Source organism: Streptomyces sp. ISL-99 (assembly GCF_018614005.1).
GTDB classification, from domain to species: Bacteria; Actinomycetota; Actinomycetes; order Streptomycetales; family Streptomycetaceae; genus Streptomyces; species Streptomyces flavidovirens.
Genome location: NZ_JAGGPC010000012.1, coordinates 111,621 through 127,001, shown reverse-complemented (window position 1 = coordinate 127,001; position 15,381 = coordinate 111,621). Strand labels below are relative to the sequence as shown.

The 15,381-nt window shown below is 69.9% G+C and carries 12 protein-coding genes; 8 read left to right on the top strand and 4 right to left on the bottom strand.

Annotated elements, in window-relative coordinates; genetic code table 11:
- Positions 1 to 102: 102 nt before the first annotated feature.
- On the top strand, positions 103 to 1,749 hold the full coding sequence (locus J7E91_RS07530) for a FadD3 family acyl-CoA ligase (protein ID WP_214900139.1): 1,647 nt from the start codon (positions 103 to 105) through the stop codon (positions 1,747 to 1,749).
- Positions 1,750 to 1,887: 138 nt separating this feature from the next.
- On the opposite strand, the gene J7E91_RS07525 is transcribed toward J7E91_RS07530, so the two are convergent.
- Together J7E91_RS07525 and J7E91_RS07520 are read right to left on the bottom strand one after the other, a co-directional pair.
- Complete coding sequence (locus tag J7E91_RS07525; RefSeq protein WP_214900138.1) at positions 1,888 to 2,040, bottom strand: sigma-like protein; 153 nt, start codon at positions 2,038 to 2,040, stop codon at positions 1,888 to 1,890.
- 214 nt (positions 2,041 to 2,254) lie between these two features.
- Positions 2,255 to 5,314, bottom strand: a complete 3,060-nt coding sequence (locus J7E91_RS07520; protein ID WP_214900136.1) for a BTAD domain-containing putative transcriptional regulator — start codon at positions 5,312 to 5,314, stop codon at positions 2,255 to 2,257.
- A 179-nt stretch (positions 5,315 to 5,493) separates the two neighbouring features.
- Between J7E91_RS07520 and J7E91_RS07515 the strand changes: the two genes are divergently transcribed.
- From J7E91_RS07515 to J7E91_RS07505, 3 genes are all read left to right on the top strand, one after another.
- On the top strand, positions 5,494 to 6,711 hold the full coding sequence (locus tag J7E91_RS07515; RefSeq protein WP_214900134.1) for an amidohydrolase family protein: 1,218 nt from the start codon (positions 5,494 to 5,496) through the stop codon (positions 6,709 to 6,711).
- 182 nt (positions 6,712 to 6,893) lie between these two features.
- A complete protein-coding gene (locus J7E91_RS07510; protein WP_214900132.1) occupies positions 6,894 to 7,142 on the top strand; it encodes an SCO4226 family nickel-binding protein in 249 nt (82 codons plus the stop codon).
- Between the two features lie 97 nt (positions 7,143 to 7,239).
- Positions 7,240 to 7,731, top strand: coding sequence for a DinB family protein (locus J7E91_RS07505; RefSeq protein WP_214900130.1), 492 nt, complete (start codon positions 7,240 to 7,242; stop codon positions 7,729 to 7,731).
- A 10-nt stretch (positions 7,732 to 7,741) separates the two neighbouring features.
- On the opposite strand, the gene J7E91_RS07500 is transcribed toward J7E91_RS07505, so the two are convergent.
- The gene (locus tag J7E91_RS07500) at positions 7,742 to 8,875 is read right to left on the bottom strand and encodes an IS630 family transposase (protein ID WP_214900128.1); all 1,134 of its coding nucleotides are present in this window, start codon (positions 8,873 to 8,875) and stop codon (positions 7,742 to 7,744) included.
- Positions 8,876 to 9,229: 354 nt separating this feature from the next.
- Here J7E91_RS07500 and J7E91_RS07495 point away from each other — a divergent pair, with 354 nt between their 5' ends.
- The 4 genes from J7E91_RS07495 to J7E91_RS07480 all read left to right on the top strand — a co-directional run bounded on the left by J7E91_RS07495 (position 9,230) and on the right by J7E91_RS07480 (position 14,127).
- On the top strand, positions 9,230 to 10,153 hold the full coding sequence (locus J7E91_RS07495) for an LLM class F420-dependent oxidoreductase (protein WP_214900126.1): 924 nt from the start codon (positions 9,230 to 9,232) through the stop codon (positions 10,151 to 10,153).
- A 26-nt stretch (positions 10,154 to 10,179) separates the two neighbouring features.
- Positions 10,180 to 10,965, top strand: coding sequence for an SDR family NAD(P)-dependent oxidoreductase (locus J7E91_RS07490; protein WP_214900124.1), 786 nt, complete (start codon positions 10,180 to 10,182; stop codon positions 10,963 to 10,965).
- 94 nt (positions 10,966 to 11,059) lie between these two features.
- On the top strand, positions 11,060 to 12,187 hold the full coding sequence (locus J7E91_RS07485; RefSeq protein ID WP_214900122.1) for an LLM class flavin-dependent oxidoreductase: 1,128 nt from the start codon (positions 11,060 to 11,062) through the stop codon (positions 12,185 to 12,187).
- 200 nt (positions 12,188 to 12,387) lie between these two features.
- Positions 12,388 to 14,127 (top strand): amidohydrolase family protein, encoded by a 1,740-nt coding sequence (locus J7E91_RS07480; RefSeq protein WP_214900121.1) that lies wholly within the window; start codon positions 12,388 to 12,390, stop codon positions 14,125 to 14,127.
- A 12-nt stretch (positions 14,128 to 14,139) separates the two neighbouring features.
- Here J7E91_RS07480 and J7E91_RS07475 read toward each other — a convergent pair whose 3' ends face one another.
- Complete coding sequence (locus J7E91_RS07475) at positions 14,140 to 15,303, bottom strand: transposase (protein ID WP_308376153.1); 1,164 nt, start codon at positions 15,301 to 15,303, stop codon at positions 14,140 to 14,142.
- Positions 15,304 to 15,381: the final 78 nt, after the last annotated feature.

Genomic DNA, 15,381 nt, shown 5'->3' with positions numbered 1-15,381 from the left:
GCACCTCCGCGATGGTCGTGACTGCCGTCTCCTACTGCTGACAGCGCGTCAGGCTACCGCTAATCTGACGGTTAGTCAGCTAGTGGTGTGGGAGGGCTTGCCATGAGCGCAGCGGGCGGCGGGTTCGTCGGGGACGGCGGCGATGGCGGGGACGTCGGGGATTTCGGGGACGTCGGGGATGTAGCGAACGTCGAGTGGAGCAGCATCCCGGAGCTGGTGCGGAGTGCGGCGGAGCGGTACGGCGAGCGGGAGGCCGTGGTCGAGGGCCGGACCCGTGTCTCGTACGCCGGACTGGGCGAGCGCGTCGAGCGGGCGGCGGCGGCCTGCATGGCCTCCGGAGTCGAGCCCGGTGACCGGGTGGCGGTCTGGGCGCCCAACACCCTCGACTGGATCGTGTCCGCGCTCGGCGCGGTGACGGCGGGCGCGGTCCTGGTCCCGCTGAACACGCGCTTCAAGGGCACCGAGGCGGCGTACGTCCTCTCCCGCAGCCGGGCGAAGCTCCTCTTCATCACCGGCACGTTCCTCGGTACGTCGTACGTGGCGTCCCTGCGCCGGGCGGACGTGGACCTCCCGCACCTGGAGCGGGTGGTGGTGCTGGCCGACGCGGCGCCCGACGAGTACCCCACGTACCGCACGTGGAAGGACTTCCTGGCGTCCGGCGAGGTGGTGTCCTCGGCGGACGTCCGCGCTCGTGCGGCGTCGGTCACGGGGTCTTCGCCTTCGGACATCATCTTCACGTCGGGGACGACCGGCCGCCCCAAGGGCGCGGTGATCACGCACGCGCAGACGCTGCGGGGCTACGCCATCTGGTCCGAGCTGGCCGGCCTGCGCGAGGGCGACCGCTATCTGATCGTGAACCCCTTCTTCCACACCTTCGGCTACAAGGCGGGCATCATCGCCTGCCTGATGCGCGGCGTGACGATGGTCCCGCAGCCGGTCTTCAACGTGGACACGGTCCTGGCGAACATCGCGGCCGAACGCATCTCGGTCCTGCCGGGCCCGCCCACGCTCCACCAGTCACTCCTGGACCACCCGTCCCGAGACGCTCACGACCTCTCCGCCCTGCGCCTGGTGGTGACGGGCGCGGCGGTGGTCCCCCTCCGGCTGGTGGAACGCCTGCGCAGCGAACTCCACATCTCCACGGTCCTCACGGCGTACGGCCTCTCCGAGGCGTCCGGCATCGTGACGATGTGCCGCCGGGGCGACCCGCCGCAGACGATCGCGTCGACATCGGGACGCGCGATCCCCGGCACGGAGGTCCGCGTCCTGGCGGCCGAGCCCGGCACGCCGGGCGAGATCCTGGTCCGGGGCTTCAACGTCATGCGCGGCTACTACGAGGACCCGGCCGGGACGGCTGCGGCCATCACGCCGGACGGCTGGCTGCATACGGGCGATGTGGGCGTACTGGACGAGGCCGGCAACCTCCGCATCACGGACCGGGTCAAGGACATGTTCATAGTCGGCGGCTTCAACGCCTATCCGGCGGAAATCGAGCAGCTGCTGGGCCTGCACCCGGACGTGGCGGACGTGGCGGTGATCGGCGTTCCGGACGCGAGGCTGGGCGAGGTGGGCAAGGCGTACACGGTCCGCCGCCCCGGCTCCACGCTCACCTCGGACGACCTGATCGCCTGGTCGCGCCGCGAAATGGCGAACTACAAGGTCCCGAGGCAGGTCGAGTTCGTCGGCGAGCTGCCCAGGAATGCGAGCGGCAAGGTCCTGAAGAGCGAGCTGCGGGCCCGGCGACTGTAGCGGCGCCGGAGGGCACGCGGCGGGGGGTGGGGTTGCCGAAGCCCCACCCCCGCCCCCGCCCCCGGACATGCGGCGGCCGCGGTGGCTCCCCCTCCGGGCCACCGCGGCCGCGTTCCCCGTCAGTAAGGTCTCAGTCGGTCAGGCAGGCTCTGTCGTGGCGTGCTGGTCCTGGGTCGTTGCGTCGCCGCCCGTGGCGTGCTGGTCCTGCGTCGTCGCTGTGCCGGTCTCAGTGCCCGTGGCGTGCTGGTCCTGCGGCTTGAGGATCGGCTCGTTGCTCTTCGCGTCGCCCATGATCGTGAATTCCCCTGTCTGGCTGTCTCAGCCTGCATTGATCGGCGATGCCCGCCCGGCTGTTCCCCCGTGGACTGCCGGACGGGCGTCTCAGGGCCGTTCACCTTAGTGCCCGGCCTTTGCCGTTGATCCGCTAGCCCCCCGACGCGGCGGATCGACAGGCATGAGCATGCCGGGCAGCGATAAACGTTCAATGAACGCCCTGCGTGGGGTACTACGCGGCCGCTACCGGCGCCAGCAGAGCCCGTACTTCGTTTGCTTCAGCCGAACCCATTTCCTCGTATATGGCCACGGCTTCGCGCCAGCAGACCTGCGCCCGGCCGAGCTGGCCGATCCCGTGCAGGGCGTGGCCGAGAACGGTGAGGACGTTGCCGCGCCGCCATTCGCCCCCGATGCCCCGGAGCACGGTCAAGGCCTGCTCGGCCTTGGACGCCGCCAGCGCGGGCCGGCGGTCGGCGAGGTCGACCTCCGCGAGCCGGAAGAGCGTCATGCCTTCCCAGAGGCGCTGGCGACTGTCCCGGAAGATGTCCAGCGCTTCCCGCAGGCTCTCCGCCGCGGCATCGAGCTGCCTGCTCTGCGTGAGCGCCAGCCCCAGGGCGTACCGGCCGTTCGCACCCCGCAGGGAGTGCCCCATGTCGTCGTAGATGGTGATGCCCTGCTGCGCCAGAGTGACCGCGCTCGCAGTGCGCCCCATCGCGAGCCGGACACGGGAGAGGTTGCACAGGGCGCTTGCCTCCCCCGGGCGGTTCCCGTCGGCGCGGAAGTCCTCGATGGCCCGGGTCAGGTGCCCCTCGCCGTCCGCGTGGCGGTTCTGGTAGATCGCGATGATGCCGCGGGCATTGCGAGCCCAGCACATCGGCAGCAAGTCCTGCGAAGCCTCGGCGAACCGCATGGCCTCTTCGGCCTCGCGGTCGGCCTGGTCGAAGCGACCGGCCACCTGATGAACGTTGGCCAGTGACATGAGCCCACGGCCCTCGGCGCGCGTGTCACCGCACTCCCGTGCCGCGTCGCGCATCGTGATGGCCGTCGCTTCGTACTGCTTGGAATTGGCCCCCGACTCCGCCAGGTCGTGGACGGCCCACAACAGATCGATCGCCCGGCGCAGGCTGTCCGGCCCGGACGATTGGCGTACGCAGGCCAGCAGGGCGTCCGCCTCCGCGTAGAGCCAGTCCTGGGCGTCATGGCGGTCGGTGAACCGCAGACCCGGGTACCGCGCGGGCTCCAAGTGGTCCACCAGCCGGTCCCCCGGCCGCTCCAGTGCGTACACCGCCGCCGCCGTGGCCAGGTAGAAGTCCAGCAGTCGCGACAGAGCCCGCTCCCGTTCCACCGGCGGTTGTTCGTCGCGTTCCGCGCAGGCGCGGGCGTAGAGGCGGACCAGGTCGTGGTAGCGGTAGCGGCCGGGGGCCGCCGATTCGAGGAGGGAGGCGTCGACCAGGGATTCCAGGAGGTCTTCGGTGTCCTGGACGGGCTGGTTCAGTACGGCCGCTGCCGCCGCCAGGGAGATGTCCGGGCCGTCCGCCAGGCCGAGGAGACGGAAGGCGCGGGCCTGTTGCGGCTCCAGCTGGCCGTAGCCGAGCTCGAACGTGGCCTTGACCGCCAGGTCGCCGGCCTGGAGTTCGTCGAGGCGGCGGCGTTCGTCCGCCAGCTTCGCCGCCAGGACCGAGACCGTCCACGTGCGGCGGGCCGCCAGGCGGGAGGCCGCGATGCGGATGGCCAGGGGGAGGAAGCCGCACGCGCCCACGACGTCCAGCGCCGCCTCGCGTTCGGAACCGACCCGCTCGGCGCCCACGATCTTCGTGAAGAACTGGAGAGCCTCCTCGGGGGACATGACGTCCAGGTCCACCAGGTGCGCCCCCGCCAGGTCCACCATCCGCGCCCGGCTCGTCACCAGCGCCGCGCAGCCCGTCGTGCCGGGGAGCAGCGGGCGGATCTGCGACGCGTCCCGGGCGTTGTCCAGCAGGACCAGGATGCGGCGGCCGTCGAGGGTCGAGCGGTAGAGGGCCGCCCGCTCGTCCAGCGTGTCGGGGATGGCGGTGTCGGGAGTGCCCAGGGCTCGCAGGAACGCCCCCAGGACCGTCTCCGGTTCCGCCGCGCGCGAGCCCGCGCCCTGCAGGTCCACGTACAGCTGGCCGTCCGGGAAGTGGGAGCGGGCCGCGTGCGCCACGTGCACCGCGAGGGTCGTCTTGCCCACGCCCCCGATGCCCGCCAGCGCCGAGACGGCCATGACACCGGCCTCCGCCGTGGCCAGGCGGTCACCCAGTTCGCGTACGAAAGACGCGCGGCCCGTGAAGTCGGGGACTGTGGCCGGAAGTTGGGCGGGCCGTACGACCGCCGGGGCCGCCGACGGCGCCGGTTCCACCGGGCGGGCCAGGTCCGCGTCGGCCTCCAGGATGCGCTGCTGGAGGTGCGAGAGCTCGGGGCGTGGGTCCACGCCCAGCTCGTCGGCCAGGAGGCGGCGCGTATCGGCGTACACGGCGAGGGCTTCGGCCTGGCGGCCGCTGCGGTAGAGGGCGAGCATGAGGAGTTCGCGCAGGCGTTCGCGCAGGGGGTGGGCGGCCGTCAGGGCCGTCAGCTCCGCGATCGCCTCCGCGTGGCAGCCGACCTCCAGGTCCAGGTCGAGGCGGGTCTCGGTGAGCTGGAGCCGCCATTCCTCCAGCCGCGTCCGCTGGTTCTCGGCGTACGGGCCGGGAACCGACGCCAGCGGTTCGCCGTCCCACAGGCCGAGCGCCTCGTTGATCAGGGTGCGGGCCTGGCAGCGGTCGCCGGAGGCGCGGGCCTTTTCGGCGTGGGCGGCCAGGTCCTGCGCGACGGTGAGGTCCAGGGTGTCGGCGCCCGCCCTTATCGCGTACCCGCCGGACTCGCTGACCAGCACCCCCGGGTTCAGTGCCTTGCGCAGCCGGGAGGCGTACGTCCGTACCGCCGCCAGCGCCTGCGACGGCGGCTCCTCGCCCCAGATCGCGTCGATCAGCTCGGACGCGGTCGCGGTGCGGCCGTCGCGGAGGAGGAGGGCGGCCAGCAGGGCACGTTGCTGCGGCGACCCGGTGTTGAGGGACTCCCCGCCGCGCCAGGCGCGGACGGGCCCGAGCACGGTGAAGCGCACGGCCTCGGGCTCGGGTGCGGGCTCGGGTGCGGTCTGGGGCTCCGGTGCGGCCTCCGGTTCGTGGTGCCGGTGCTGCCGGCTCTTTCCCTGCTGGTTGTCGTGCCGGGTGTCCCCGTCGGGCTGCGGACCGGAAGCCGGAGTCCGCTGCTCCGGTACCCGAGGTACGCCGTCCATCGCACTCCCCCTACTGCCTCTGCTGCCGTGTGCGGTCAGCCCTACCGCCCAGTCGCCCAGTCGCAGGAGCCAGTTTGCCTTGTCCATGGCGAATGCGTCAGCACCGGAAGGCGCCTCCCCATTTCCCACCCACCTCCGCACAGCTGACGGATCGTCAGATCGGCGCTACCTTGGATGGCATGGAGACCTTCCCGAAGATCATCTCGGTGGACGACCACACGGTTGAGCCCCCCAACGTCTGGCGGGACCGGCTCCCGTCCAAGTACCGGGACTCCGGTCCCCGCGTCGTCCGCGCCCCCCTGAAGGAAATGAGCTTCCTGGGAGGGAAGTTCGCTCCGGTGATGGGTGCGAAGGGTGACGACGGGCCGGTCGGCGACTGGTGGGTGTACGAGGACCTGCACCGCCCCCTGACCAGGCTGGACACGGCGGTCGGTTACGACAGGGACGAGATCAGACTCGAAGTCATCACGTACGAGCAGATGCGGCCCGGGTCGTACTCCGTGCCCGACCGCCTCGCCGACATGGACGTCAACCACGTCCAGTCTGCCCTCTGCTTCCCCACCTTCCCGCGCTTCTGCGGCCAGACGTTCACCGAGGCCAAGGACCGCGAGCTGGGGCTGCTCGGCGTCCGGGCGTACAACGACTGGATGGTGGAGGAGTGGTGCGGTCCCGATGCCCACGGCCGCCTCATACCCCTCACGCTCATCCCGCTCTGGGACGCCGGACTCGCCGCCGCCGAAGTCCGCAGGAACGCGGACCGCGGCGTGCGCGCGGTCGCGTTCTCCGAAATACCCCCGCATCTGGGCCTGCCGTCCATCCACACCGACGAGTGGGACCCGTTCCTGCGCGCGTGCGACGAGACCGGAACGGTCGTCGCGATGCACATCGGCTCCTCCAGCAAGATGCCGTCGACCTCGGCCGACGCCCCGCCGGCGGTGGGCTCGACCATCACCTTCGCCAACTGCTGCTTCTCGATGGTCGACTGGCTGATGAGCGGCAAGTTCGAGCGCTTCCCGAACCTGAAGGTCATGTACGCCGAGGGGCAGATCGGATGGATCCCGTACATCCTGGAGCGCGCGGACGTGGTCTGGGAGGAGAACCGGGGCTGGGGCGGGGTGGCGGAGAAGGTGCTCCGGCCGCCGTCGGAGCTCTTCACCGAGCACGTCTACGGCTGCTTCTTCGACGACGCCTTCGGGCTGCGGAACCTCGACGCGATCGGCGTGGGCAACGTCCTGTACGAGACCGACTACCCGCACTCCGACTCCACCTGGCCCAAGTCGCGGGAGGTCGGCGAGCAGCAGATGGGCCACCTGGACGCGGACGTGGTGGACCGGATCGTACGGCGCAACGCGATCGAGCTGCTGGGGCTGACGGGAGAGGGGCTGTGGGCGGGCTGACCGGTCCCGGCCGGCGTGGGCTGTTCATCCTGCGTGCTCGTCGGATCACCGTGCGTGCGCTGGCCTCCGGTCGGCGGCGGGCGCACGATGGTGGGAGGAGGGCTTCGGCGCCAGGCCACGGCCCATGCCCGGTCACCTGTGCCGAAGCCATGAGCCGACGAAAAAACCGGAGGTGGCGGGCGATGACCACATTCATGGATGTCCACCACGACATGAAGGGCATCACGGCCGAGCAACTCTCGGCGGCACACCGGGCAGATCTGGCGATCGAGGCGGAGGAGGGAGTGCGCTTCGAGCGGGCGTGGGCCGACCCCGACGCGGGCGTCGTGTACTGCCTCTCCGAAGCGCCCTCCGCGGATGCGGTGAAGCGTGTCCACGAGCGAACCGGTCACCCGGCCGCCGAGATCCACCCCGTACCGCTCTCTGTCTAGTGCCGCATCAGGCAACGTTCGCCCCGTTGTGAGGTCCTGCCTGTCGACGGATTCGGCCGCTGGCGATAATCGACCGACGGCCATCATCGAACGCCCTATGCCGCCCCTGAACGCCGACGAGCGCACCACGCTCGAAAGCTGGCTCGACTTTCATCGCACCACCCTCGCCATGAAGTGCGAGGGCCTGGACGATGAGAAGGCCGCCGTCGCATCCGTGCCGCCGTCCGGCTTCACACTGACCGGCCTCGTCCAGCACATGGCGGAGGTGGAGCGGAACTGGTTCCGCCGAGTGTTCGCCGGAGAACAGGCCCCGCCCATCTACGACCCGCAGGCCGACCCCGATGGCCCCGACGGCGGCTTCGAGCTGGCCGAGGGCGCCACCCTGCGCGACGCTCTGGCCACCTGGCACGCGGAGATCGCCCGCGCCCGCGAGCACTGCGCCGACCGCGCTCTGACCGACACCGGCCGCTTCATGGAGCAGGACGTCAGCCTCCGCTGGATCTACGTCCACATGATCGAGGAGTACGCCCGCCACAACGGCCATGCCGACCTGCTCCGGGAACGCATCGACGGCACCACCGGCGTATAGCGCTTCCGGATCAGGCAGTGTTGGCCCGGTCGACGACGGCGCGTAGGCGCCGGTCGTCGGCGTGGCGGTTTCGCCAGATGACGTAGCGGCGGATCATGCTGCCCTGTTCCTTGTGGTCAGCGTGGTCCGTGCCGTCGAGCGTGAAGTAGCGCAGGGCCGTGAACTGGGCCTCGATCCGGTTCAACCAGGAGGAGTTCGTCGGGGTGTAGGCGACTTCGACGTTGTTCGCCGCCGCCCAGGTGCCGACCCGCTGGCACTTCTTCGTGGTCAGGTGCGGGGAGAAATTGTCACAGACGATGGCGATCCGCACCGCCGTTGGGTAAAGCGTGCGCAGGTAGCGGCAGAACTCCAGGAATTGAGTGCGCTTCTTGACCGGCTTGATGTGGCCGTAGAGCTTGTCCTTGGCCAGGCCCAGGGCGGCGAACAGGTGCCGTACTCCGCCGTATCGGTGGTAGGTCGCCCTGCGCCGTCTGCGTGGGTCACGGTCGGGGTCCTTGTGCCTGCCGCCGCGGTCGGCCCACTGCCGCCCGGGGTGGGGGATTAGGTTGAGCGGCCCGAACTCGTCCAGGCAGAAGATGATTTCGGGCTCGCCCTGCTCGGGTATGACCTCGCCGTCAGCGATCGCATAGAGGTGCTCGATGCGGGCCTTCTTGGTCGCGTAGTCCGGATCACGGGAGGTTTTCCAGGTCTTCAGGCGTTGAAAGGAGACGCCCTCCTCGCGGAGCAGGATGCGCAGGCCCTCGTGGCTGATGTCGTCGACCACCCCCTCTGCGACCAGGAAGTCCGCCAGCTTGGTCAGGCTCCAGGTGGAGAACGGCAAGTCGTGCTCGGTCGGCTTGGACTTCGCGATCTTCTTGATCTCGCGGCGCTCGGGTAGCGTGAAAGTCCTGGGCCGGCCGCCCTTGTACTTCGGGTACAGCGAGTCGAAGCCGTCGACATTGAAGTTGTGGATCACGTCCCGTACCCGGTCGGCGCTGGTGAACGAAACCTCAGCGATCTTCGCTACCGGCATGCCCTGTGCGGACAGCAGCACCATCTGGGCCCGCCGCCAGGTCACCACCGATCCGGTGCCCCTGCGGATGATCCGCAGCAGTCGTTTGCCCTCGGCATCGTCGATTTCACGCACACGTACTCGTTCTGCCACCTACACAGAATGACGGTCACGCGTCGCTCAGAACGGAATCGAGCGGCGCGTCACATCACGACAGGGCGAACGTTGCCTGATGCGGCACTAGCAACAATCGGGATGGCAGCAATCGGGCCGGCAACAATCGGGCTGGTCCTGCGGCCCGCCCCGCAGCCGTTCGTGCGGCGCTCCGCCAGCGGCGGAAGCCGTTCGGGCGGCTGTCGGGCTGAGGCGGCGCCACTGCCGGGCGGTACCTCGTACGTGAGCCGACCCACGTGAGCCGACCCACCTCCACCCCTTGTCTGATGGATCGTCAGGAACGACGATGGCCACCCCGGTCAGTGACGATCCGTCAGATGAGGCGGTGTTCCCATGGTGATGTACGGGATGCAGCTCCCGGTCCAGTCGCAGAGCACCCTCTACGCCGAGACCTGGGAGGCCGAAGCCGGCCCCGAGGGACTCGTCGAGGTGGCCAGGGCCGCCGACCGCTCCGGTTTCGCCTACATCGCGAGCTGCGACCACGTTGCGATCCCGCGCCGCCTCGCCGACGCGATGAGCACCGTCTGGTACGACCCCGTCGCCACCCTCTCCTTCCTCGCCGCCGCCACCGAGCGCGTCCGGCTGCTGAGCCACGTCGCCGTGGTCGGCCTGCGCCATCCGCTCGTGTCCGCCAAGCAGTACGCGACGCTCGACCACCTCTCCGGCGGCCGGCTGGTCCTCGGTGTCGGCGCCGGGCACGTACGGGAGGAGTTCGACGCGCTCGGGGCGGACTTCGACGGGCGTGGGGGCGTACTCGACGAGACGATCGACGCGCTCAGGGCGGCACTGGGGCCGGACGAGTACCCCGAGTTCGCGGGGGAGCGGTACGCCTTCAGCGGGCTCGGGCAGCGGCCTCGCCCCGCGCAGGAGCGCGTGCCCGTGTGGGTCGGGGGATCGTCGCCCGCCGCCGTGCGCAGGGCTGCCCTGCGCGGCGACGGCTGGCTGCCGCAGGGCGATCCGCGCGACCGGCTGCCGCGGCAGATCACCCGGCTGAGGGCGCTCCGTGAGGAGGCGGGGATCGTGGCCCCCCTCACCGTCGGCGCCATCACCGAGCCGCTGTACGTCGGCGACGCGGCCTGGAACGTCGGGCGGCGCACGGTGGCAGGCAAGCCGGAGGCGATCGCCGAGTCGCTGCGCGCGTACGGCGCGATGGGTGTGGACCAGATCCAGGTGCGCTTCCGCAGCCGCGGCCGCACGGAGCTGACCGACCAGATGGCGGCGTTCGCCGCCGAAGTGGCCCCGCACCTCGACAGCTAGATCCGGATCCAGTCTGGGAGTACGGCATGGGAAAGCTGGACGGGCGTGTCGTCGTCATTACGGGCGCGGCGCGCGGGCAGGGCGAGCAGGAGGCGCGGCTCTTCGTGGCGGAAGGCGCGAAGGTGGTCCTCGCCGACGTGCTGGACGAGCAGGGCAAGGCGCTCGCCGGGGAACTGGGGGAGAGCGCAGCGGCGTACGTCCATCTCGATGTGAGCCAGGAGGCCGACTGGGTCGCGGCGGTGACCGCCGCGAAGGAGGCCTTCGGGAAGATCGACGGGCTGGTCAACAACGCGGGGATCCTGAGGTTCAACGAGCTGGTGAACACGCCGCTGGAGGAGTTCCAGCAGGTGGTGCAAGTCAACCAGATCGGCACGTTCCTGGGGATCAGGAACGTGGCGCCCGAGATCGAGGCGGCGGGCGGCGGGACGATCGTCAACACGGCGTCGTACACGGCTCTGACGGGCATGGCCTTCGTGGGCGCGTACGCCGCCACCAAACACGCCGTCCTCGGGCTGACGCGGGTCGCGGCCGTGGAACTGGCGGCGAAGAAGATCCGGGTCAACGCCGTGTGTCCGGGGGCTGTGGACACGCCGATGACGAACCCGGCGGCGCTCGATCCGGCGGCCGACCCGGTGGAGTCCAGGGCCGCCGTGGACGAGCTCTACCGGAAGCTCGTGCCGATGGGGCGGATGGGGCAGCCGGAGGAGGTGGCGGCGCTGGCGCTGTTCCTGACCGGCGACGACTCGTCGTACATCACGGGGCAGCCGTTCGTCATCGACGGCGGGTGGCTGGCGGGCGTCAGCCTTTTCTGACGGTGCATCGGGGATTGACGGCCCGTAGTGGCGGTGGAACAGTCGTGGGCATCCATAACTGACGGTGTGTCAGTTTCTCCGAAGGAGAAGTACCTTGGAATTCGGGCTCTTTGTACAGGGGTACGTGCCGGCCGCGCGTGCCAAGGCCGACCCCGAGGCGGAGCACAAGGCGCTGATCGAGGAGACCGAGTACGTCATCCAGGCGGACAAGTCCGGCTTCAAGTACGCCTGGGCCTCCGAGCACCACTTCCTGGAGGAGTACTCGCACCTCTCCGCGAACGACGTCTTCCTCGGATACCTCGCGCACGCCACGGACCGGATCCACCTCGGGTCGGGCATCTTCAACCCGCTGGTGCCGGTGAACCATCCGGTGAAGGTCGCGGAGAAGGTCGCGATGCTGGACCACTTGTCGGAGGGGCGCTTCGAGTTCGGCTCGGGGCGCGGGGCCGGCAGCCACGAGATCCTCGGCTTCATGCCGGGCATCACCGACATGAACCACACCAAGGAGATCTGGGAAGAGACGATCTCCGAGTTCCCGAAGATGTGGCTCCAGGACGAGTACGCCGGCTTTCAGGGCAAGCACTGGTCGCTGCCGCCGCGCAAGATCCTTCCCAAGCCGTACGGGAAGTCCCACCCGGCCATGTGGTACGCCGCCGGGTCGCCCTCGTCGTACGCCATGGCCGGGAAGAAGGGGCTCGGGGTGCTGGGCTTCAGCGTCCAGAAGGTCTCCGACATGGAGTGGGTCGTCGAGTCGTACAAGAACGCGGTGAAGGAGGCGGAGCCGATCGGCGGCTTCGTCAACGACAACGTGATGGTGACGTCGACGGCGATCTGCGCCGAGACGCACGAGAAGGCGGTCGGGATCGCGGTGGGCGGCGGGCTGAACTACCTGCAGTCGCTGCTCTTCCGCTACCACGACACGTTCCCGCGGCCGGAGGGGATTCCGGAGTGGCCGGAGCTGCTGCCGGAGTACTCGGCGGAGATCATCGAGCTGCTCATCGCGGAGGAGCTGATGATCTGCGGGGATCCGGACGAGGTGCTGCGGCAGTGCAAGCGGTGGGAGCAGGCGGGGGCGGACCAGCTTTCGTTCGGGTTGCCGATCGGGGTGTCGCCGGAGGACACGATGACGACGATCAAGCTGATCGGAGAGCACGTCATCCCGAAGATCGACACGGACCCGGTCCACCGGACGACCCGGTTCCGCCAAGCGACGCGTGGCTGAGCGCCGCGGTGGGTCGCTGCGGGAGGGGCGCGTCCCGGGTCCGGGAAGGGGCGGGTCGGGGAAAGCCCCGCGCAGCGGCACCCGCACCCACCCGCACCCGCACCCACCCGCACCCACCCGCACCCGCACCCACCCGCACCCGCACCGCCCGCAAGGCCACCCACCCCCCACTTCCCCCCCGCTACCCCGAAGGGACTCGCATGCTCGACCACCTCATCCGCGGAGCCACCGTCGTGGACGGCACCGGTGCCCCCGCCCACGTCGCCGACGTCGGCATCCGGGGCGGCCGGATCGCCGTGATCGCCGCGCCCGGCAGCGTCGAGGAGCCGGCCCGTACCGCCGAGAACGCCGAAGGCTTCGTACTCGCCCCCGGTTTCGTCGACCCCCACACCCACTACGACGCCCAGCTCTTCTGGGACCCGTACGCCACCCCGTCCCTCAACCACGGCGTCACCACCGTCGCCGGCGGCAACTGCGGCTTCACCCTCGCGCCGCTGCACCCCGACCGCCCCGAGGACGCCGACTACACGCGCCGCATGATGTCGAAGGTCGAGGGCATGTCCCTCGTCGCCCTCGAAGAAGGCGCCCCCTGGAACTGGCACAGCTTCGGCGAGTACCTCGACGCCCTCGAAGGCCGCATCGCCGTCAACGCCGGCTTCATGGTCGGCCACTGCGCGCTGCGCCGCCACGTCATGGACGAGGCGGCCGTCGGCGGGCACCCCACCGAGCCGCAGATGGCGCGCATGGTGCAGCTCCTCCACGACGCGATGGACGCCGGCGCGTGGGGGCTGTCCACCACCCAGTCGTCCACCCACTCCGACGGCGACGGTCAGCCCGTCGCCTCCCGCCACGCCACGCCCGCCGAACTCATCGCCCTCTCCCGCGCCGTCGGCGAACACGAGGGCACCCAGCTGGAGGCGATCGTCGCCGGCTGCCTCGACCAGTTCACGGACGACGAGATCGACCTCCTCGTCGACATGACCACCACCGCCGGCCGGCCCCTCAACTGGAACGTGCTCACCATCGACGCGGCCGTGCCCGAACGCGTCCCCCGTCAGCTGGCAGCAAGCGAGAGGGCCCGGCAGGCCGGCGGCCGGATCGTCGCCCTCACCATGCCGATCCTGACCCCCATGAACATGTCCCTCGGTACGTTCTGCGCCCTCAACCTCATCCCCGGCTGGGGCGACATCCTCTCCCTCCCCGTCTCGTCCCGCATCGAGAAGCTGCGCGACCCGGACGTACGGAAGGAAATGCTCCGCCGCGCCGACAGCAAGGAGGCCGGCGTCTTCCGGCGCCTCGCCAACTTCGAGCGGTACGTCATCGGCGACACGTACTCGGACGCCAACGAGGGCCTGAGCGGCCGTGTCGTGCGCGACATCGCCGCCGAACGCGGCCAGGACCCCTTCCACTGCCTCGTCGAAATCTGCGCCGCCGACCGGCTCCGCACCGTCCTGTGGCCGATGCCCGCCGACAACGACCCGGCGAGCTGGGCACTGCGGCAGCGCACCTGGCAGCACGAGGACGTCCTGCTCGGCGGTTCGGACGCCGGGGCGCACCTGGACCGGATGTGCGGGGCGCCGTACACCACGCGCTTCATCGGCGACTGCCTGCGCGGCCGCGAGCTGATGCCGCTGGAGCAGGCCGTGAAGATGCTGACCGACGACCCCGCCCAGCTCTTCGGGCTGCGCGAGCGCGGACGTATAGCGGAGGGCTTCCACGCGGACCTCGTCCTGTTCGACCCGGAGCGGATCGCGGCGGGCCCGGCGACGCTCGTGCACGACCTGCCCGGCGACAGTCCGCGCCTCGACTCGAAGGCGATCGGCGTCGTGTCCGTACGCGTCAACGGCGTCGAGGTGATACGCGACGACCAGGTCACGGGTGCGGTGCCGGGCACGGTGTTGCGCTCCGGCCGGGACACGAGGACGGTGGCGACCAATTGACTCCTCCCCCTCCTAATGGAGGGGGATTCCTGGCTCACGTCGCCTGCGGACCGGCGGTCCGTCAGGTCTTGCACGATCAGCACCAGCCGGGTTGAGACCAGCCCGGACCAGCATCACGCGGGCAGAGTTCTTGTCTCTGGGCGAGATGGCTCCGCACGCGGTGCAGGCGTAGGTACGTTCCGAAAGAGGTAGTGCGTGCTTGGTTCTCGCTCCGCACTGCGCACAGTCCATGGTGGTGTGCGCGGGGTGCACAAGATGCACGATGCGCCGGTGTTTGCGCGCCATGCTGATCAGCTCGCGCTTCGTCGCGGAGATTGCCGCGTCGGCCGCCTTGCGCGCCATGGTGGACTTGGCGAGGAACTTCGGACGGAAGTCCTCCACGGCGATCTGGTCGAAGTCGCGGTTGACTGCCTTGGCCCATTTGCGGGCGGTGTCCTGGCGCTGCAGGGCCACCTTCTTGTGCAGCTTCGCCGTCAACTTCTGCGCGGCACGGTAGCCCTTCGATGCCGCCTTGCCTTTGGGGGGTTTCCTGCGGGCCATCATCCGCTGGTGGTGCGCGAGCTTCGCGGCGGCTTGCTTGCCGTGCTCGGCATGTGGAAGGTCGTGGGCGTCGCTGGTGGTGGTCGCGGTCTCCTTCACGCCCCAGTCGATGCCCAGCACGTTGCCCGTCTCGGGAAGCGGTTGGACTTCGGTGGGCACGACGAACGAGGCATACCAGTGCCCGAGGCTGTCCCGGTAGACCCGCACGGACGTCGGGTCGACAGGCAGTTCCCGCGACCACACCACCGTCAAGGCGATTCCGCCGGCGAGACGCAGCTTCCCGTCGTTGATGCGGAAACCGCGCCGCGTGTAGTTCAGGCTTGGGTCCGCCTTGTCCTTCTTCTTACACTTCGGCATCCCGGCCCGCTGCCGCATGGGCAGCCGCGCGTTGATGTCCTTGAGGGCCTTGGCCCGGGACTTTCCGAAATCACGTATGCACTGCTGCTGCGGAACGCTGCTGCCCTCGCGAAGCCACACCAGACTGCTGCGAGCTTCGGTCAGCATCTTGTCCAGCCGCGCCGGACCGCACTTTTCCTCGTCCCGGTGAGCTTTCGTAGACCGGGCGCAGCATTCGTTCCAGATCCACCGGCACCGGTCCCACTCTCCCAACAGCTTGGCGAGTGCGGTCGACGACACGCGAAGCCGGTAGGTGTACCGGGCGTACCCGACCTCCTCCACTTCCTGTGGTGTCGCTATGACACCATCCTGCCACTA

What these genes read in the sequence shown, in the direction of transcription:
- J7E91_RS07530 (WP_214900139.1), top strand. Translation starts at nt 103, where the DNA reads ATGAGCGCAGCGGGCGGCGGGTTCGTCGGGGACGGCGGCGATGGCGGG.
- J7E91_RS07525 (WP_214900138.1), bottom strand. Translation starts at nt 2,040, where the DNA reads ATGGGCGACGCGAAGAGCAACGAGCCGATCCTCAAGCCGCAGGACCAG.
- J7E91_RS07520 (WP_214900136.1), bottom strand. Translation starts at nt 5,314, where the DNA reads ATGGACGGCGTACCTCGGGTACCGGAGCAGCGGACTCCGGCTTCCGGT.
- J7E91_RS07515 (WP_214900134.1), top strand. Translation starts at nt 5,494, where the DNA reads ATGGAGACCTTCCCGAAGATCATCTCGGTGGACGACCACACGGTTGAG.
- J7E91_RS07510 (WP_214900132.1), top strand. Translation starts at nt 6,894, where the DNA reads ATGACCACATTCATGGATGTCCACCACGACATGAAGGGCATCACGGCC.
- J7E91_RS07505 (WP_214900130.1), top strand. Translation starts at nt 7,240, where the DNA reads ATGCCGCCCCTGAACGCCGACGAGCGCACCACGCTCGAAAGCTGGCTC.
- J7E91_RS07495 (WP_214900126.1), top strand. Translation starts at nt 9,230, where the DNA reads ATGGTGATGTACGGGATGCAGCTCCCGGTCCAGTCGCAGAGCACCCTC.
- J7E91_RS07490 (WP_214900124.1), top strand. Translation starts at nt 10,180, where the DNA reads ATGGGAAAGCTGGACGGGCGTGTCGTCGTCATTACGGGCGCGGCGCGC.
- J7E91_RS07480 (WP_214900121.1), top strand. Translation starts at nt 12,388, where the DNA reads ATGCTCGACCACCTCATCCGCGGAGCCACCGTCGTGGACGGCACCGGT.